The organism is Candidatus Eremiobacteraceae bacterium, from assembly GCA_035295225.1.
Taxonomy (GTDB): domain Bacteria; phylum Vulcanimicrobiota; class Vulcanimicrobiia; order Eremiobacterales; family Eremiobacteraceae; genus JABCYQ01.
In genome coordinates this window covers 14078-33335 of the sequence record DATGJI010000028.1, presented here as the reverse complement: position 1 = coordinate 33335, position 19258 = coordinate 14078, and the positions used below count along the sequence as shown (strand labels likewise).

The 19258-nt window shown below is 61.2% G+C and carries 10 protein-coding genes and 1 tRNA gene; 8 read left to right on the top strand and 3 right to left on the bottom strand.

Going from position 1 to position 19258, the window contains the following annotated elements; genetic code table 11:
- Positions 1-216: 216 nt before the first annotated feature.
- The 4 genes from VKT51_05095 to VKT51_05080 all read left to right on the top strand — a co-directional run bounded on the left by VKT51_05095 (position 217) and on the right by VKT51_05080 (position 3631).
- Positions 217-729 carry a hypothetical protein gene (locus VKT51_05095; protein ID HLJ83529.1) on the top strand — a complete coding sequence of 171 codons (513 nt, stop codon included), beginning with the start codon at positions 217-219 and terminating at the stop codon, positions 727-729.
- Between the two features lie 131 nt (positions 730-860).
- Positions 861-935 (top strand) — tRNA-Pro (locus VKT51_05090).
- 1221 nt (positions 936-2156) lie between these two features.
- Positions 2157-2831, top strand: a complete 675-nt coding sequence (locus tag VKT51_05085; protein ID HLJ83528.1) for a hypothetical protein — start codon at positions 2157-2159, stop codon at positions 2829-2831.
- A 287-nt stretch (positions 2832-3118) separates the two neighbouring features.
- Positions 3119-3631 carry a DNA-3-methyladenine glycosylase I gene (locus VKT51_05080; GenBank protein HLJ83527.1) on the top strand — a complete coding sequence of 171 codons (513 nt, stop codon included), beginning with the start codon at positions 3119-3121 and terminating at the stop codon, positions 3629-3631.
- 108 nt (positions 3632-3739) lie between these two features.
- Here VKT51_05080 and pgm read toward each other — a convergent pair whose 3' ends face one another.
- Together pgm and VKT51_05070 are read right to left on the bottom strand one after the other, a co-directional pair.
- A complete protein-coding gene (gene pgm / locus VKT51_05075) occupies positions 3740-5380 on the bottom strand; it encodes a phosphoglucomutase (alpha-D-glucose-1,6-bisphosphate-dependent) (protein HLJ83526.1) in 1641 nt (546 codons plus the stop codon).
- Positions 5381-5391: 11 nt separating this feature from the next.
- Entirely contained in the window at positions 5392-14061 is an 8670-nt protein-coding gene (locus tag VKT51_05070) for a glucoamylase family protein (GenBank protein ID HLJ83525.1), read from the bottom strand.
- 520 nt (positions 14062-14581) lie between these two features.
- Here VKT51_05070 and VKT51_05065 point away from each other — a divergent pair.
- From VKT51_05065 to VKT51_05050, 4 genes are read left to right on the top strand one after another with little or no spacing between them, the layout of a single operon-like run.
- The gene (locus VKT51_05065; GenBank protein HLJ83524.1) at positions 14582-15982 is read left to right on the top strand and encodes an efflux RND transporter periplasmic adaptor subunit; all 1401 of its coding nucleotides are present in this window, start codon (positions 14582-14584) and stop codon (positions 15980-15982) included.
- Positions 15983-16007: 25 nt separating this feature from the next.
- Positions 16008-16934: an ABC transporter ATP-binding protein gene (locus VKT51_05060; GenBank protein ID HLJ83523.1), complete on the top strand. Its 927-nt coding sequence runs from the start codon at positions 16008-16010 to the stop codon at positions 16932-16934.
- Positions 16931-17872, top strand: coding sequence for an ABC transporter ATP-binding protein (locus VKT51_05055; protein HLJ83522.1), 942 nt, complete (start codon positions 16931-16933; stop codon positions 17870-17872). Before VKT51_05060 ends, VKT51_05055 begins: the two co-directional genes overlap by 4 nt.
- Positions 17869-18996: an ABC transporter permease gene (locus VKT51_05050; protein ID HLJ83521.1), complete on the top strand. Its 1128-nt coding sequence runs from the start codon at positions 17869-17871 to the stop codon at positions 18994-18996. Before VKT51_05055 ends, VKT51_05050 begins: the two co-directional genes overlap by 4 nt.
- Here VKT51_05050 and VKT51_05045 read toward each other — a convergent pair.
- On the bottom strand, positions 18993-19235 hold the full coding sequence (locus VKT51_05045) for a hypothetical protein (protein HLJ83520.1): 243 nt from the start codon (positions 19233-19235) through the stop codon (positions 18993-18995). The two genes, VKT51_05050 and VKT51_05045, sit on opposite strands and share 4 nt — an antisense overlap.
- Positions 19236-19258 lie beyond the last annotated feature (23 nt).

Sequence of the window (19258 nt, the reverse complement as noted above, 5' to 3'; positions counted from 1 at the left end):
TCGAAGGGCGCTTGAGCTTCGGGAATCGAAGCGTGCGGCCCTTACGCCGCCGTCTCGTTCTCGGCATCATATGATGAGAGCGTCAAATTGAACGTCCACTCCATGCACGGCGTTTCGAAGCACCGCGGCGGAGGCGGTGCGCAGCCGTACTCCACCTTGCGGGGTCTGCCGCAACTTGTTAGAGCGACGTCTTTCGAGAAGGTTTGAGGTGCCGATATGACATGGGAAGGCATCAGCGGCGCAGCCACGGTGGTTACAACCCTCATCATCGCCGCGACGGCGATCGCCGCGATCGTCCAGATCCGTCAACTGAAATTGGCGACACAACTCGAAGGCTTCCTCGCACTCCATAAAGAGTACAGCTCGCCCGAGATGTATGCGGCGCGCGAGTACGTCGCGAACGAATTGCCAAAGCGGCTACTCGATGAGAAGTACCGCGAGGAGCTCGAGAAAGGCGTCGCGTTCAGCGCGACGCATCCGGAACTCGTGCTCGGCAATTTTTGGGAAAAGGTAGGCACGCTCGTGAGCACGGGTCTGCTCGCACCGAATCTATATCTCGAGACGGGCGCGTATCGGGTCATCGAAGCGTGGGCGCAGTTGAGCGACGTGATCGCCTTGCGTAGGAAGAACGAACCGCTGCAGTGGGCCGGCTTCGACCACATCGTCCGGCTTAGCCGCGAGTACCTCGAGCGGCGTGGCGGTATTGCTCCTTCAGACGGCGGCAAATGACCTGACGCCTATTGATTGCCGAGAGTCAGTGGAGCGCGTGGATACACTATTAAATGGCATTGGGGAGACGTAAGGGGACACGTCGCCACTGCAGGAGGTAAAAACCGGCTAGAACCCTTATATTTCTTGGTCGGGCCGTAGCGAAGCCTGGTTATCGCGCCTGTCTGGGGGGCAGGAGATCGCTGGTTCGAATCCAGTCGGCCCGAATCTATACGGCATAAGGCATCGCGGCGAAAGCCGAGATGCCTTCTTCGTTGCCTACTGCCGGCACCGCGGAATTCACGAAGCAGGTTTATCCGGGCTCGGCGGACAGTCTTTGCAAGACTCGGCTGGTGGTGGTGGTGAAGATCATGACGCGCACTTGGATCACGCCATCCAGGTCTTGTACGGGCCGTTACTATTTGGGATTCAGTTGGATTACACCAAGCAGATTTGGCGATTCGCGACATTTCCGCAACCGAGAATGACGGCCACGGGAGTCGTTGGCGCTCCGTGGTTGGAGCAAAGACGCGGTACGGCCCGCTGTAGGTGCAATAATGGGCAGGGACAGGTTGGGGACGCGATATCTTGTTTTGCGGCCTAGCACCTTTCGTTTATTTGTCTTAGCTCCGCTGCTGTTGTTTGTTCCATCGTCTTTTTTCGCAGTCGTGCTTTATGAAACAGTCCGAAATCTAGTCGCTAATTATTATGGGCCCAGCACCGGAACAACGCCCGTCGAAAGTCTGGCAATACTGCTCGCGACTCTGCTTATTCTCATTCCCTATTTCTCTTATTCTATAGCATGGCTGCGCGGGCGAGGGTGCAGCCCCTTAAAACGAGCGCTACTGATTGCGACTCAACTCACTTTCTTATGGATTGCGCTAGGGGTGTCGCGCCCCGTCCCCTAGACGCAGCGCGCCCCTGCTTTGCCTATTAAATCAACTGATCATACAATATCCAAGTGCGCGGCCCGAGCCCAACTAGCTAGGAGGCGCGCATGCGTAGCGATCCTGCGTCTGCCCCTAACCGAGGCCAGGCGCTGCTGTGATTTTTCCGAGCTCGCCGATATTGCGTTAGGAGAAGGCGTTTGCTGCGCGAACACTTTGTTCGATGAAACAAATTCCTAATTCCCTGGGACCGTGGCGGGCGAAAGATTCTCCGCTCTCTGTTCGGATTGGCACCGCGTTTGTTCTCGGACTATTTATCGTCTCGCAGGGGGCGATGGCGGTCAAATTCTTCGTTGGTTTTGGAGGTCGGCTTCTGTTTTCAGGGGCGAATCAATATCCATGGTTGGCTTTGCTACCGGTCCTCTTTGGCTTATTGTGCATCTTGGGTGTCGTCGCGCTAGTATGGTTCTTTCGTAGGTAATGATATTCGACCGATCTAGTGGACATTTCGTACGTCGCGTGCTCAGAATGGATATGACTACTGGGGAGAGTTGGCAAAGTATGAAATCGCAAAACATTTTTCTGCGTGGATCTGCACTATTCGCCGTTTCAATGTGTTTCTTGGGACTCGGCATTCAAGCGCGCGCTGATGAAGGCGCCGTTATCAAAGGCACACTCGTGGTCCACATCATTGGATGCGAAATCCCCCCTGGGTCGTCGGCCGCGGTTGAAACGCCCGGTAGAGACATTGGAGCAACTACGGCCGGGCAGGATTTGACCTTTAGTGCTCCACCCGGCTATGGCAGGTTCGCGTTCACGATCTCAACCTGCAGCGCCGATTTTCAAGCAATGGTCCACGCGAACGCGGTCAGAACGCTGGTTGTATACGCAATAACAATCGACCCCGATACCGACCCGTGCATCAATGGCAACGGCGTGTGTGCTACCTACAATCCACCCTTCGGGCACTTGATGGGTCGGTTGGCCCAGCCCGATGGCGAAACCGTTGAGTTATCGTGTGCGGACGGTGATTCGCTTCGCGCCGACATTCAAAATGGCATCTACTATTTTGACCGCGTGCCAATCGGGACGTTTCAACTAACCGTTCATGGAGCGAACTGGAAGGCCTTTATAGCCGACGGTTCCGTCACCAGAACCGAGGCATTTGATGATACGCGATTTCAGGTAATTGACATTTCCGCTTCGGACATTCAACGGACAATCAAACCTTTGTAGCGGCGTGATCGGTTCAGAGCGCACGAACCGGCGCTGTCGAACCGGCCTACTGAGCGCAGCAACTCAATCCTCGACCCAAGTCGAACTCGGTGCACTATTGGAGGCATTCAGCAATACTGACTGGCGAACTTTGCCGCCCGTTGGTTCGTCGGCAGCACATGCTGCAGGCGCGCCTTGCAAAGAAGTTATAGGTGACGGTATGCAGCTGGAAGAGATCCCCAGCCGGCTTGAAGAGGCGATGCCCGAGCTGAGCGGTAGACTGCGGGAGCTCACGGAGCGAATCGAATATGCCGATAAGCGCTGATCATACACGTATCGCAAAACCGAGTCTCGCCGACTATCTCGCGGTGATGACCCGCGCGGTCTTCCAAGGGGGTTTGAGCTGGGCGGCCATTGATAGCCAGTGGGAAGCGCTTCGCGAATCCTTCGACGATTTCGACATCGCAGAAGTAGCCCGATACCGCACGCCGGACATCGAACGCCTCATGACCACGGACGGCATCTTGCACAGCAAGCGCAAAATCGAAGCGACGATCAAGAATGCCGCGACCATCCTCGAGCTCGACAAAGAGTACAAGGGATTCCGCAATTACTTGCGATCGCTTCGTTCGTATGAAGAATTGACCGCCGACCTCAAACGGCGCTTCAAGTTTGTCGGCGCCATCAGCGCTTACTACTTCCTCTATCGCGTCGGCGAGGAAGTGCCGCCTTTCAAACAGTGGATCAAGACGGTAGAAGGCGACCATCCTCGTATCGAGGAGATGGTTGGCGAGCAGAAATCGAAGGCCGTCAAAAAGTGACCGACGGCTGCTCCTCATTCACCGCCCGTAACGTAGCGCATCGTCGGCACATTTAGATCGGCTCGGGGCATCCCTTCTGCTCTGACCCGCCGTAGCGGGCGCCAGCGCTTAACGAAGCGCGGCTGAGACGATGGTCTTTGCCTCTTCCTGAATCCGGTGCAGATGTTCGGCACTCCGGAAGCTCTCCGCGTAGATCTTGTAGACGTCCTCCGTTCCCGACGGACGCGCTGCGAACCATCCGAAGTCGGTCACGACTTTGATGCCGCCGATCGGTTCCGCATTTCCGGATGCCTTCGTCTGCACCGCACGGATCGCGTCGCCGGCAAGCGTATGAGACCGCACAAGCTCGGGTGATATTTCGGCTAGTTTCGCCTTCTCCGTCGCGTACGCCGAAACGTCCGTCCGTTCGTACACGGAGGTTCCGAACTCACGCGTGAGTTCCGCGTAGCTGTCGCCAGGATCGCGGCCCAACCGCGCCGTCATCTCTGCCGCGAGCAGGCCGAGGATGATGCCGTCTTTATCCGTCGTCCAGACCGTCCCGTCGCGACGTAAAAACGTTGCGCCGGCGCTCTCCTCGCCGCCGAAACACAGCGAATTGTCGAGCAGCCCGTCGACGAACCACTTGAAACCCACGGGGACTTCGAAAAGATTCCTCCCTCTTCCGGCGGTCACTCGATCGATCATGCCGCTCGACACAACTGTCTTGCCGATCGCCGCGCCGGCCGGCCAATCCGGACGGTGTTGCACGAGATACGAGATGGCGGCGGCGAGGTAGTAGTTGGGGTTCATCAGACCGGCGGATGGCGTGACGATCCCGTGACGGTCGGCGTCGGTGTCGTTCGCGAACGCGATGTCGAATTGATCCCGCATGGCGATGGTGGGCGCCATCGAATACGGCGACGAGCAATCCATCCGGATCTTTCCATCCCAATCCGCAGCCACGAACCGGAACGTCGGATCGGCGACGTCGTTGATGACGCGCATCGACAGGCCGTAACGTTCGGCGATCCGGCCCCAGTACTGGGCACTGGCACCGCCGAGCGCGTCGACGCCGATCTTCAGGCCCGCGCCTGCGATCGCTTCCATGTCGACCGCGTTCGCAAGATCCTCCACGTATGCGTTGGCGTAGTCATGGCGATGTGTCGTTGATGCGCCGATGGCCCGATCGTACGAGACGCGCGTCACCCCGCGAAGAGCGTGGGCGATCATTTCGTTCGCGGCTACCTCGATCCAGCGCGTCACGTCAAGACCGGCTGGCCCGCCATTGGGCGGATTGTATTTGAAGCCGCCATCTTCCGGAGGGTTGTGCGACGGCGTGATCACGATTCCGTCGGCTAGCCCGCGGTTCCGACCGCGGTTGTAGGTCAGTATCGCGTGGGAGATGACGGGCGTTGGCGTATAACCGTGGCCGCGGTCGATCATGACGTCGACCTCGTTGGCGGCGAGGACTTCGATCGCGCTTGCGAACGCCGGCTCCGACAGCGCGTGGGAATCCATCCCAAGGAATAGCGGACCGTCGATGCCGCGCTCGCGGCGAAACCGGCAGATCGCCTGCGTTATCGCAAGGATGTGCGTCTCATTGAACGTGCGATCGAATGCCGAGCCCCTGTGACCCGAAGTACCGAACGCGACGCGCTGCGCGGCGACGGATGCGTCGGGCCTCTCTGCATAGTAGGCGGTCACGAGCCGGGGTACATTCACCAATGCGCCGGGTTCAAGTGGCTTCCCCGCGAGGGGGCTTACGTGCATGACGAAACCGCTTAGCCGAGGACCACTCTAATGCTATGAGTCGCGCCGTCATCCGTCAGGATAACGGGCCCGGCGACTTCCAAGGTTCGGCCGTCGACTTCGATACTGGTCACCCCAAGGCTCACGTGTCGCGGATTCTCAACCGCGACATCATACGTCGCCGAGCGGTACCTGAGCCTGAACGAAAATCCAGGCCACCCTTTCGGGATCCGTGGATCGATCGACAGTGATCGACCATGCAAGCGGATCCCGAGCACCCACTCGATGCCGGCCCGATACATCCAGCCCGCCGAACCTGTATACCATGTCCAGCCGCCGCGGCCCACGTGAGCGCGCTCTTCGTACACGTCGGCGCACGCGACGTATGGCTCGACCTTGTAGCAATAGATGGCATCGCGAGAACTCGAATGGTTGATCGGGTTCAGGAGGGAGAAGAGCTCGGCAGCTTTATCTCCGTCACCAAGTATCGCAAACGCGATGACCGACCAGAGCGCTCCATGGGTGTATTGACCGCCGTTCTCACGAATGCCGGGAGGATAGGCCTTGATATACCCTGGGTCGAGCGGCGTTCGGTCGAACGGGGGGCTAAAGAGCCGGACAATCTGGTGGCCGCGATCGACGAGTCGGGCGTCGACCGCTGCCATCGCCGCCGCGGCACGCGTCCGATCGCCTGCGCCTGAGATGACGGCCCACGACTGCGCGATTGAATCGATCTGACATTCTTCACTTGATGAGGATCCAAGCGGCGTGCCGTCATCGAAAAATCCCCGCCGGTACCACGCTCCGTCCCAGCCGTCTCTCTCGAGCGCGTCTCGCATCGCGACGGCGTGCGCCCGCCACGCCGCGGCGCGTTTTGCGTCGCCGCGGCGAGCGGCGAGCGGCGCGAGCGCGGAAATCGCTGCGTCGAGAAACCAGGCGAGCCATACGCTCTCGCCCTTGCCGCCGATGCCCACGCGGTTCAAGCCGTCGTTCCAATCGCCCGTACCCATCAGCGGCAAACCGTGGGCTCCGACCGCGAGACTCCTGTCCAATGCCCGAGCGCAGTGCTCATACAGCGAGGCACTCACTTCGCCGACCTTCGGCTGGAAGTACGATTCGCGCTCGTCGTCGCGCAGCTCAGGACCTTCGAGAAAAGGTACTTGTTCGTCGAGTACCGCGACATCATCGGTGACATCGACGTAGTGCGCAACGGCGAAAGGGAGCCAAACGTGATCGTCGGAGATGCGCGTGCGCAAGCCTTGTCCGGACGGCACATGCCACCAATGCTGCGCGTCGCCTTGCGCGAACTGGCGCGATGCGGCGCGAAGGAGGTGCTCTCGCGTGACGTCCGGTTTCGCGCTGCAGACCGCCATCACGTCTTGGAGCTGGTCGCGGAACCCATAGGCACCGCTCGCCTGATAGAATCCGGCACGCGACCAGATCCGGCATGCCAGCGTCTGATACAAGAGCCACCGATTCAGCAGGACGTCCATCGCGCGATCCGGCGTCTGAACTTGAATCGCGCCAAGCGCCTCATCCCAAAAATTCGTCACGGGCGTTAATATCGCGTCGAGATCGGCGCTTCGATAACGCGCGATCAATGCCAGCGCTTCTTCTTTCGCTGCGGCGTCGCCGAGGAAGAAGGCGACGTCGGCCGTCGCATCTGCCGCGAGCTCGACCCGAGTCTCCATCGCGCAGCACGGATCGAGTCCCTGGCCGACCCGATTGGACATCGGCGTGCCGCGGTCGAGCGCTGCCGGGCGATCGAGGGACCCATCGCGCCCGATGAATTCGGTCCGATCGCCAGTCCAGCTGCGCTGACGGCCCGAAAGATCCGCGAAAGCGATGCGACCGCCGAATTCCTCGTTCCAAGGATTGGTTGCGAACATGGCTTTCGTGCCCGCGTCGATCTCCGTCGCGATGAACGGCGCTGAACCCGCGCGCGACGTACCCAATATCCACTCGACGTAGGCCGTGACGGAGATGCGACGGCTACGCCCCGATTGATTTCGAATCCTCAACCTCGAGATTTTCACAGAGTCGCGCAATGGCACGAACTGGAGCAGCTCGAGAGAGATGCCTTGAAAGACGTGCTCGAAACGGCTATATCCTTGGCCGTGATGGGCGATATACGGCGTGGAGTCGTCGCGAACCGGAAGCGCCGTCGGCGAGCCTATCATCCCGGAGTCCTCATCGCGGACGTAGAACGCCTCTCCTGGCCTATCACTCACTGGATCGTTCGACCACGGACTGAGTTTATTGCGCTGGCTGTTGATCGACCACGTATAGCCGCTGCCCTCGGTCGATACCTGAAACCCGAACGAAGGATTGGCGACGACGTTGATCCACGGCGCGGGGGTCCATTGGCTGCCGCCGAAATACGTCACGTATTCCCGGCCGTCGTCGCTAAAGCCGCCGAGACCGTTGAAATACTCAAGGGTCGGACGCTGCAGCGACCCATTCGGAATGCCGGACGGCCGGCGAACTCGCGGGCGCAAAAACGCAGGCTCGGAATCTTCGCGACGACCGACCTGCTCGTACAAGCTCCCGCTACGGCTCAAGAGGGTAGCCCGAGCTGCGCCTCGCAGCGCATTGCGCGTCGTTGTTGAGATCAGATCTGCGCGCAGGACGAAGATCGAGCCGCGCTTGCTATGATACTCGGTGGCTTGACGAAGTTGGCTAGCCCGGATGGTTGTATCCAAGGCGGAGAGCAAGTCTTGGGCGTAGGACGGCGCTCGCTCGTTCAAAATGACGAGATCGACCGCGAGCTGCTTCATCGCCCAATATTCGTGCGCTCGGATAAGCTGGCGAACGATCCCTAAATCCGCAACGTCGTCGATCCGGCACAGCACTATCGGGAGATCGCCGGAGACGCCGCACGCCCATAGCGCGCGAGGACCGCCTTCGGTCCGCCTCAGCACCTCCTGCGACGGACGCAGCGCGGGATTCGAATAGAGAACGTGGCCCGCCAGCCGCTGGAAAAGATTCGCCTCGTCTGCGTCGATGCCAAGATGGAAGAGCTGCACCTGCGCCTGCGTCCATGCAAGCGTGACCGCGCGATCGAAAGCCGCTGGATTTTGGTGCCGATCGGCGAGGTCGAGTACCTCTTCCCGCGAGGACGCGACAAGTGTCCAGAACGCGACGCGAGCCGTCGACCAGGGCGCCAATCGAAGTCGGCGCCGAAGACTGAAGATCGGGTCAAGAACGGCACCGGAGGTATTGGACAAGGGTTGACCGTCGAGCGCAGCGGCGGCAGAACGAATGCCGCGCCCTCGGCCGAGAAATCGCGCCCGGTTGGTCTCGAATTGCGGCGCCCCGATCGTGTCGCCTTCCACGACGACGAGATGGGCGGCCCAGACCTGCGGTTCGTCGGGAGAACGCAAGCGCCGCGTCGCGACGATAGCCCCAATCTTCGGAATGAACTCAGTCTCGACGAACAGATTCGAAAACGCGGGGTGGGCGGCGTCCGAATCCGCGGAGGCGAGCACGACCTCGGCGTATGAGGTCAACTCGATCTCCCGCGCTCGGCTCCCGAAATTGGAGATTGAGACGCGGCGGACCTCGGCGTCGTCTTCCGTTGAAACCATGACGTCGAGCGTCGTCATGATTGCGCCGTCGCGCCGGACGATTCTCGCGCGGTCTTCCAAGAACTCTGCCTCGTAGGCTGCGGGCTCTTTTCCGCTGGGTTGGTAGCCGGCTGACCACACCTCTCCACTCGCCACATCGCGGACGAAGACGAACGAACCCCAATCGTCGCAGGTCGTGTCTTCCCGCCAGCGGGTCACAGCGACATCCCGCCAGCGGCTATATCCGGATCCGGACGAGGTGAGCATGACCGCATACGATCCGTTCGAGAGAATATGCGTGCGCGGAATCGGCTGGTGCGGCGAATCGAACCGGCGTTGCATGTGGGGAAGAGTTTCGCGGACGCTGACGCTCGACTTCACGTGCTCGTGTTGCGGGTGGACGACGAGAATTTCACGCGGAGCACGCTCTTCGAGGAGCAGTTCGGTCGCCTGGACCATCGGCTCGGCGTGAAATCGGTCTTGCATGATGCCGTCGTGGAGGACGTCGTCGATCGCGACCAACGTCATGCCCTGATGGTGCGCCATGTATGAGCGGACGACCGCTACCGTCTGGCCGTCAGGTACGCGCGACGGCGTATAGTCCAGTGCCTCGTAGCAGCCATAGCGTCCGACGCCCCCGGCTGCTCCGATCCGATCGAAATTGCGCGCGGCGGCGGGCGAATCGACCATGGCTGCAAGTGCTGTCGCGTACGGGGCGATCACTTCATCGTCGTCAAGGCCGCGCTTGAGGCCCAAACCGGGAACACCAAAGCTCGAGTATTGATACGTCATCTCGAGATCGCGAGCGTTATAGGCAGATTCCGACATTCCCCACGGGATGCCAAGTCCGGTCGCGTATTCGATCTGCCTGCGAACGGCGAGACGGTTACTTTGATCGATGAGGGAGTCCACTGGCGCTCGCAATACCAGGCTCGGCATCAAGTACTCGAACATCGATCCCGACCACGATATGAGCGCCGCGCCGCCGTTGATCGGCGTTACGGTCCTGCCGAGCCTATTCCAATGCCGGGCCGCCACGTCTCCCTTTGCGATCGCGACGAAACTCGCGAGATGCGCTTCGGAGGCGAGAAGATCGTAGCAATTCTCGTCGAGGACGCCTTCGCCGCACCGGTAGCCCACGGAGAGCAGCTGCCGGACTGGGTCGAACAAAAGCCCGAAATCCATCGCTTCGAAAAACTCTTTGGCGTGGTCGGCGATTGTCTCGAGTCGATCGATCAACGAACGTGCGGCTTGCGCGGAATGACCGAGCGCTTCGACGAGCGCGTCGTCGCCGCCCCGGATGTCGAGAAGGGCAACCGCCGCTTCGCACCGTTTCGGTAGATCTTCTAACGAGGGGATCGAACCCAGCAGCGGCGCCAGTGCCGGCTGAACGGGATCTCTTTGCTTGAGCTTCGCCCACGGCACCAACGTCTCAACATCGCGGAGATGGCTTTGTGAGACCGTGTGGAGCGCTTCGGCTTGGGCCAGCAATTCGGCGCTCGACGCATCGGCCATCTCCGCGTTGAGCGCTCGAGCGATGTCGACGAACGTGCGCGCGCGCGCAACGATCTCGTCGGCCCGTCCGACGTACGTCGGCAGTGTCGCATCGACGGGTGGAATCGCGACAGCCGCCGAGAGTTCAGCAAGCTCTTCGGTAACGCTTTGCAGAGACGCCGTTTGCAGGCGGCGTTCTTTGGGGAGCGCGCGCGAAGCCGCGAGGGCGATCTCGAGCGCATCAGCAATGCCGGCGAACGACCAAGCCCCCGCGATCGGCGCGCGAATGAGCTCAGCGCAAGCGTTTTTGAGCGCGATCAGATGTCCGGCTAAGTTCCCGCTGTCCACCGACGAGAGGTACCGCGGTTCGAGCGGGTGGCCATCGAGAGTGCCGTACCAATTATAGAAATGGCCCCGAAAGCGTTCGAGTCCCACCATTGTGTCCAAGGTGGCGCTCAGACGATCAACGGCGTCCATCGTCCCCAACCAGCCGAAGTCGCGAGCCGCGATCACCGACAAAAGGTAGAGGCCGATGTTTGTCGGCGATGTGCGGTGCGCCAGCACCGGTGCAGGATCTTCTTGGAAATTGTCCGGGGGCAGCAGATGATCTTTCGCCGAGACAAAGGTTTCAAAGAAGCGCCACGTCCGCCGCGCCGTCAGGCGCAACACCTTCGCGTCTGCGGCAGACGGACGCTGTTCGCTCATCGCGCGCGTCGGACGACTTATCAAATCTGCTATGGCAGGCGACAGTATCCAAAAGGTCACGAATGGAAGGGCGATCGGCCAAGCCGCGTGACCGGCAAACGCGACAAGGAGCCCTGCCGCGACGCCGAGCGCGACGCCGCCCGCCATCCGGCGGTAGTAGCCGCGGACGCCGAGCGCCGTGCGTGAGACCAGGGTGGCGGCATCCGTCCACTCGAGCAGCCGCCGGCGCGTGAGGTACAATCGGGTCAGCGTTCGGGTTATTGCGTCTCCCATCAGCCACGCTTGATGAGCGAGCAGCGTCAGCGTCAAGCCGATCTGCAGCGATGCTTGGGCAAAATCCGCGCCGACCGCGTTCCAATGCTTCCGTAGCGAAATGCCGGGCACTCGCGGGAAGATGCCGGCGATGGGCGCCAAGAAAGGCGGGATGACAAACGTCGCGACAACGAAGCCAACCCAGAAGACGGCAGCAGCTAAAGGGAGGGTGAATCCCGCCACCAGGGCGACGAACGCGGCCGGCGCAGATAAAGTCCGACGCAGGTTATCCAACATCTTCCAGCGGCCGAGCGGCGTGATAACGCCTTTGCCGAATTCCACGCTACTGCCGAAGATCCACGGCAGCAGCTGCCAATCGCCGCGGGCCCAGCGATGTTGCCGAGCCATAGCGACGTCGTAGCGCGTGGGGGAATCCTCTACGACTTCGATGTCGGAAAGCAGTCCGGCGCGAGCGAATATCCCCTCAAGCAGATCGTGACTCAGCAAGGTGCTCTCAGGAATCCGTCCGGCGAGAGCCGTTTCGAACGCATCGACGTCGTAGATACCTTTGCCGAGGTACGAGCCTTCGCCGAAGAGATCCTGATACACGTCCGAGACTGCGAACGCATACGTGTCCAGCCCGCTCGGGCTCGTGAACACGCGGTTGAACATCGACCCTTCGCGAGCTCTCGGAAACGACGGCGTGATGCGCGGCTGCAGCACGGCGTAGCCTTCAATGACGCGGCGATTCTTCGGATCGAGCGTCGGACGATTGAGCGGGTGCGCCATCTTTCCGATCAGGCGTCTCAACGTTCCGCGCGGCAGACGCGTGTCGGCGTCAAGCGTCACCACATAGCGGATACCGGAAGGAACCTCTGGCGGGCGGCCGCTGACATCTAAGAACGACGTGTCGGAGGCGCCGCGCAGCAATCGGTTCAATTCGTGGAGCTTACCGCGCTTGCGCTCCCACCCCATCCACATATGTTGCGATTCGTTCCAGATACGCCGCCGATGCAGCAACAAGAAGCGCGCGCCTCCGGGCGCCGGGCCGTAACGCGCGTTCAGTCGGGCGATGCCGCCGGACGCCGCTGCGAGAAATTCGTCGTCGGTTGCAGCGGTCTCGGTCTTTGAGTCGTTCCAGTCCGAAAGCAAAGCGAAGTGGAGTTCGCCGCGCTGCTCGGTGAGGAAGTGCACCTCGATGCGCTTGAGGAGATTCTCGAGCTCGGTCAGCGACGTCAAGAGCACGGGCATGACCACCATCGTGCGCAAACTCTCCGGAACGCCCTCACGCAATTCGAGCGCCGGCAAGGTCGTGGGACCGCTGTCGATCGCGATGCGGCGGTTGACGAGGGCGACGGCCAAGTCCGATGCTGACGCCAGCGCGAAGAACGCGAGGAAGGCGAGAATCCAACCGGTGATGCCGAACTTTAGCAAGCCGAGAACAGAGAGGGACAGAAAAAAAGCCACGAGCAGCGCGATCGCGCCGACGTATCCAAAAACTCCCGCGGCTTCGCCGGCGCGCACGAACCATTTGGACACCGGGATGCGGTAGCCGAGAGACCGCTCAAATGAACGCCTGCCCTTGGAGACCAGGTAATAGCCTGGTTCCTGCTCGCGGTTCGGGGCACTGCCGGAAGTGGAGTGCGGCGGCGGTTGCGCGCGTTTAGCAAGTTCGATCGCGCGCCGCGCAACGTTGAGTTCCGACACCTTCGACCCGCGGGCTAGCTCTTCGATAGCGTAACGATAGCGATTGCGAGAGGGGAAATCCATGGCCGCAAATTCGCTGGCCGCGCGAAGTTCCGCGTCGACGAGGCTGAGATCCTCGAAGATCTCCGACCAATCAACCGCCGAGATCAAGCGCATGCTCGTGAAAACGTTACGCACCGACACGTTCATCGCGCTTTGCTTGTGATGCTCTGCAAGGACGATTTCGTCTGCGCTCGTTTCCTGTGCGGCAAGGAGCTTATCCAACTGCTGCAGTGCGACCGTTGCTACTTCCCCTTGGTCGCGCAGACGATGCACCAGTTGTGCGACGAAGGCGGTCGGTAAGCGAGTCTTGTCCGAGCTTCGCAGCGCGACAATTGGAGGGTCGGTCCCGAGCCCGTCGACACGCAACAGGCGGTCGGCAATACCATCCGCTTCTTGCCGCGCGTCGCGCGCGCTGATGATCTGGTCGGCGAGGCGCCGCAGATTCTCCACGAGCGTGACACGCAAGGCGATCGCAGCCGCCCACAACTCGCCGATCGTCAACGGCTGCACGGCTTGGTATGCTCGCACGAACTTGCGATAGAGCTGGGCGTCAAAGCGGCTATCCGTGTGCGCGACGAACGCCCACGCCACCCCGAAGACGCGCGGATAGCCTTTCAAGGGGCCCTGTGCGAGCTTCGGCAAACCGCGATAAAAACTGTACGGAAGATCATCGCGGATCTCGCGGATTTGTTCTTGCGCGACGTAGAAGTTGTCGATCAGCCACTCGGCCGCCGGCGTGATGGCGTCGTCCTCCCGGATTGCCGCGGCGATAGCGCGGTATGTGTCGAAAAGGACGTTTCCATTATCGCGAAGCCGGTTCGCCACTCGATGGTCGGCCTGGACGTTCGCGGCGATGACTTGGGCCTCTGCGAGGCTGGCGGCATGAAGCTCGAGACGTTCGACCCCGAACAGCTCGCTGCGGATCGGGTCCTCCATCTCCCGGGGAACGGCTTGACGTCGGCGGTCGAGTGGACGCGCCGCGTTCAAAACAGCATTTCTTGAATTATGGCGTTCATCTGACGAGCGAGCATGCAGGACGTCGATTGATCATCATGTGCCGCGCTGATTTCGCGATTGGCCGGACGACGCCTGGATTCTGGCAGACTCGAAGGCCAGTAAAATCAGTAAGGTCTGGATTGTTGAAAGTCAATTGGCGCTCGTCCGTATTGTCGAGATTTTCTTTATCACGAGAAATAGTCGACAGATAGCGGCAAAACCGTCGCGTACACCGCGCGCACCTCGCGCGCATAGATCGACTGGTTGCAACGTCTAGATCGAAAGCGGCGCAAGCGGCTCTACGTCCCGCTAAATGGGTTTTAACGGGCTTTTTGGACCTTACGTGAAGAGGTTGTGAACAGTTCGCGACTGACGTTCGTACGCGCGTAACATCTCGCGCGTATTCTTGGACTGCGGATTCATCTTCACACTCCACCGACCGCGAATCGAGGCGCGAGGGATGACGGTCACGATTCCATCTCCGGCGACCGAGAAGCAGCAAGCGCCCCATGCTCCATCTCGGCGCCGCATTCCAGTTTGGCAAATCGGCGCCGCTTTCGTTGTCGTCGCGGCGATCCTCGCATGGGCCGTACACGGCCGGCTCGCGGGCGCGTCGAGCAACGGAATCGCCGGATCCGGCACGATTGAAACGATTCAGGTCGACGTGGCGGCAAAGGTAAGCGGCAGGATCAAAGCGCTGCTCGTCCACGACGGCGACCGAGTCACGGCCGGTCAACCGATAGCGCAGATCGAGACGACAGACGCGCTGCTCGCCGTTGACCAAGCCAAGGCGAATCTCGACGCCGCTCGAGCCCAGCTTCGTCTGGCGCAGGCCTCGTACGCGCTTCAGCGCGACGTGAACGCCTCCGGCGTGAGCGAGGCGCGCGCGCAGGTGGCGACTTCAGCGGTTCGCGTTCCACAGAGCGTCGAGCTCGCCGCCATCCAGGCTCAATCCGTTTCATCGCAGGTGGCTTCGGCGGACGCGCACGTCCGCGCCGCAAGCGCCGCGCTTGAGACCGCGCGGGCAACGTTAGCGGAAGCCGGCGCCGACGTGCAGAGCGCGCAGGCTTCCGCAGCGCTTGCGCAAGCGAATGTGAAACGCGAACGTGAACTTTACCGTCAAGGCGACGTTTCGGCGCAGCAGTATGATGTTGCGCACGACGCGGCGCTGTCCGCGACCGCTCAAGTGAGCGCCGCGTCATCGCGGCGCGATGCGGCTGCCAAGCAGCTCGTCGTCGGCGAGGCGGATCTTCGAGCCGCCCACGCAGATTTCGACGCCGCGTTGGCCGGCGAACAGACCATCGCGGTGAAGCAGCTCGACGTCGCGGCTTCCAACGCGCAGCTGGATCAATCGAAAGCGGTGCTTGCCGGTGCGCAAGCGCAGTCGCACGCGCTCGATCAGCGGCGCGCGGACGTCGCCGTCGCGGCCGCGAACGTCGAACAGGCGCAAGCCGCGCTCGGGATCGCCTTGCGCGGTCTTTCCGAGACGACACTGCACGCGCCCTTTGGCGGAGTGATTCTAGCGCACAGCGTTGAGGTCGGCAATCTCGTCGTGCCCGGTACATCCGTCCTCACCGTCTCCGACCTCGATCACCCTTACCTCGACGTCTACGTGAGCGAAGCGAACCTCGCGCGCGTGAAGATCGGACAGTCGGTCGACGTGCAAGTGGACGGCGCACCCGGACGGATTTTCAAAGGCAGCGTGACGAGCGTCCATACCACTGCCGAGTTCACGCCGAGCAACGTGCAGACAAAAGAGCAGCGCGCGGAACTCGTATTCCGCGTCCGGATCGATCTGCCGAATCCGGATGGCGCGCTGAAGCCTGGACTGCCAGCGGACGGCGTGATCGATGCTCCCTAAGAGGGAGCGTGCAACCGGCGACGCGGTGGCGTGTCGCGATGTCGTCCGACGATTTGGAAACACGATCGCGCTCGACCGCATGACCCTGAGCGTCGCTCGGGGCGACATCTTGGCCATCGTCGGTCCCGATGGAGCGGGCAAGACGACCCTGCTGCGAATCATCTGCGGCGTGCTTGCGCCCGATTCGGGTGAAGTCGATCTGCTCGGCGTCGATATGATTCGCGACCCGGAAGCGGGCAAGGCTCGCCTGGGTTATATGCCGCAGCGCTTCAGCCTTTACTCAGATCTCACGGGGCGTGAGAATCTCAGATTCTACGCGGACCTGTATGATGTTCCGCCCGACGAATTGCTCGCCCGCTCGCGTGCGATGCTCGATGACTTCCGCCTCGAAAGTTTTGTGGACATCCCATCGGGATCGCTTTCGGGCGGCATGAAGCAAAAACTCGCGCTTGCGTGCACGCTCGTCCACGAGCCGGAGCTCCTGGTGCTCGACGAACCGACTGCCGGCGTTGATCCCGTCTCTCGCCGCCAATTCTGGCGGCTCCTATACGGGCTCAATTCGCGCGGCGTGAGCATCGTCGTCAGTACGCCATATATGGACGAAGCGCAACATGCGACACATGTCGCGCTCATGCACCGCGGACGGCTCATCGCGTTCGACACACCGTCGCGTCTTAAGGCTATCGTCGCATCGCGCGTCGTCGAGATCGGCGGCGCTTCGCCCGCGGCCGTTCGCCGCGCGCTGCGAACCGTTCCGATCGTCCAGAGCCTGGAGGTGTTCGGCGGCGTGTTCCATGCCTTGGTGCCGGACGCCACGCAAGCGTTTCCCGTTCTCAGAGCGGCGCTCGAAGCCGAAGGAGTCGCGGGGGCGTCGCTGCGTGCGGTCGAGCCTCTTTTGGAGGACGCGTTCATTTGGCTGCTCGTCAGGGAAACCGCGAGTGCGTCTTCGTGAGGACCACGGTCGCGGCGCACGATCTCACGAGACGGTTTGGCGCCTTCACCGCCGTCAACCACGTGTCGTTCGAGATCGAAGAACGGACGATATGGGGATTCCTCGGACCAAACGGCGCGGGTAAATCCACGACCATCAGAATGCTCTGTGGAATCATGAACCCTACTTCCGGAGACGCGCATGTGCTCGGTATGGACATCGTGCGCGATGCGGAGCGCATTCGGGAACGAATCGGTTACGTCTCGCAGCGATCGAGCGTGTGGCCCGACCTCACCATCGGTGAACACCTCCGGTTCTATGCGGACATGTACGGCGACATCGTGCGCCGCAGTCCAGGCGAACTCGAGGCGTGGATGCGAACGCTTGACTTGACAGAATACCGCGATGTGCTCGGCGCCGCCGTCCCACAAGGCTATCGCCAGCGGCTTGCGCTTGCGTGTGCCGCCATCCATAAACCGGACGTGCTGTTCTTAGACGAACCGACTGCCGGCGTGGACCCGGTCTCGCGGCGGAAGTTCTGGGATATCATCGGCTCCATCGCCGAAAACGGAGCGACTATTCTCGTCACCACGCACTACCTGGACGAGGCCGAACACTGCGACAAGCTCGCGTTCATCGACGGCGGGCGCATCGTGGCGCAAGGCACGCCTGCGTCGCTGAAGACCGATCCGTCATTCGGATACGCCGTCGAGGTAGTCACGGCGTCGCCCGTCGGCGCGTTGCAGATCGTTGAGGAGCTTCCGTTCGTCCGCGCCGCGACGCTCTTCGAATCGGCGCTTCACGTCATGTTACCCTCGGCGGCGTTCGTCGACCGGCTTAGCGGCGCCCTCGTCGACGCCCAGATTCCGATCGCCAACGTGCGACCCGCCGTGGCGAGTCTAGAGGACGTCTTCGCCTCGATCACGTCGAGTCACGGCCAAGGGACCAAGCCGTCGTGAAGTGGCGGCGGCTGCGCAGCATCATCCATAAGGAGACGTTGCAGTTCCTGCGTGACCGGAGATCGCTCACGAGTATCCTCGTGATGCCGCTTGTGCAGCTCATCCTGTATGGTTACCTGTCCAGCGACGTCAAATATCAACCGACGATCGTCCTCGACCAATCGAAGACGCCGCAGAGCCGGCAGCTCATTCAGGAATTCGTCAATACCGACTACTTTTCTGTGCGCTATGCGGCCGCGACCATGCACGATGTCGAGGATTCGATAGATCGGGGCAAAGCGCTCGTCGGGATTGTGATACCGCCCGACTACGCGGGCGATCTCGCGGCCGGGCGGGAGACCGACGTGATGGTCGCGGTAGACGCCACCGATGCAACGGCAGCGCGTGTGTCGCTTTCGGTAGCCACGGGCGTCGGCGCCGACATCGCGCGAAACGTCGCTGTCCAGGCGCTCGCGCTGCACGGTGGACATTCTGTCGTGAGCACTCCGGTCGTGCGAACGCGCGCATGGTACAATCCCGATTTGCGCAGTGAAGTCTTCATCGTCCCCGGTGTCCTTGCGGTCGTGTTGCAATTCAGCATGACGTTCCTGAGCATCATCGCGGTCGTGCGCGAACGAGAACTTGGAACACTCGAGCAATTGGTGGTGACGCCGGTCCGTTCCGACGAGCTGATTCTCGGCAAGATCGCGCCGATCGTCGGCATCGGTTACGTGCTGTGCACGATGATCCTCGTGGTGGCGTATTTCTTATTCGACGTGCCGGTGCGCGGCAGCGTCCTGACGCTCTACCTGGCCACGCTGGCCTTCTTCTTCTCGGTCGTCGGTGTGGGTATTCTGATCTCGACTGTTTCTGCGACGTTCCAGCAGGCGATGCAGATGGCCCAGTTCTTCCTTTTGCCCGGCATCTTGCTGTCGGGATTCATCTTTCCGCGTGAGACCCTCCCCGTATTCTTGCAGTGGGTTGGAGCGATCATGCCGCTGACGTACTTCCTGACGCTCGTGCGCGGTGTGATCGTCAAGGGCGTGGGCATAGACATCTTATGGCCGCAGGTGCTGGAACTCGCGGTGCTCGGAATCGTCGTCTTCGCTATCGCCGTCTTCCGCTTTCAAAAGAAGATCGGCTAGACGGGTGATGTATTCGCAGTAAATTCAAGACTTTTCGGTACGCTGGTCTCAGGAGTAACGCCATGCAGCACATGCAGCATCATGAAATCCTCGAAAAAGATCCACACGCCTCCGAGCGCACGTGCGCCAACGAGGTCTGCGGTTGCATCATCGCACACGGTTCGCCGATGGCGTTCTGTTGCGAGTACTGCCGCGATGAAGGCGTCGGGCGTGGGGACGGCGTCTGTCAATGCGGCCACATCCCCTGTGCTTGATCATCGCG

Coding starts and splice junctions, on each gene's coding strand:
- VKT51_05095 (HLJ83529.1), top strand. CDS start 217: ATGACATGGGAAGGCATCAGCGGCGCAGCCACGGTGGTTACAACCCTC.
- VKT51_05085 (HLJ83528.1), top strand. CDS start 2,157: ATGAAATCGCAAAACATTTTTCTGCGTGGATCTGCACTATTCGCCGTT.
- VKT51_05080 (HLJ83527.1), top strand. CDS start 3,119: ATGCCGATAAGCGCTGATCATACACGTATCGCAAAACCGAGTCTCGCC.
- pgm (HLJ83526.1), bottom strand. CDS start 5,380: ATGCACGTAAGCCCCCTCGCGGGGAAGCCACTTGAACCCGGCGCATTG.
- VKT51_05070 (HLJ83525.1), bottom strand. CDS start 14,061: ATGGAGGACCCGATCCGCAGCGAGCTGTTCGGGGTCGAACGTCTCGAG.
- VKT51_05065 (HLJ83524.1), top strand. CDS start 14,582: ATGACGGTCACGATTCCATCTCCGGCGACCGAGAAGCAGCAAGCGCCC.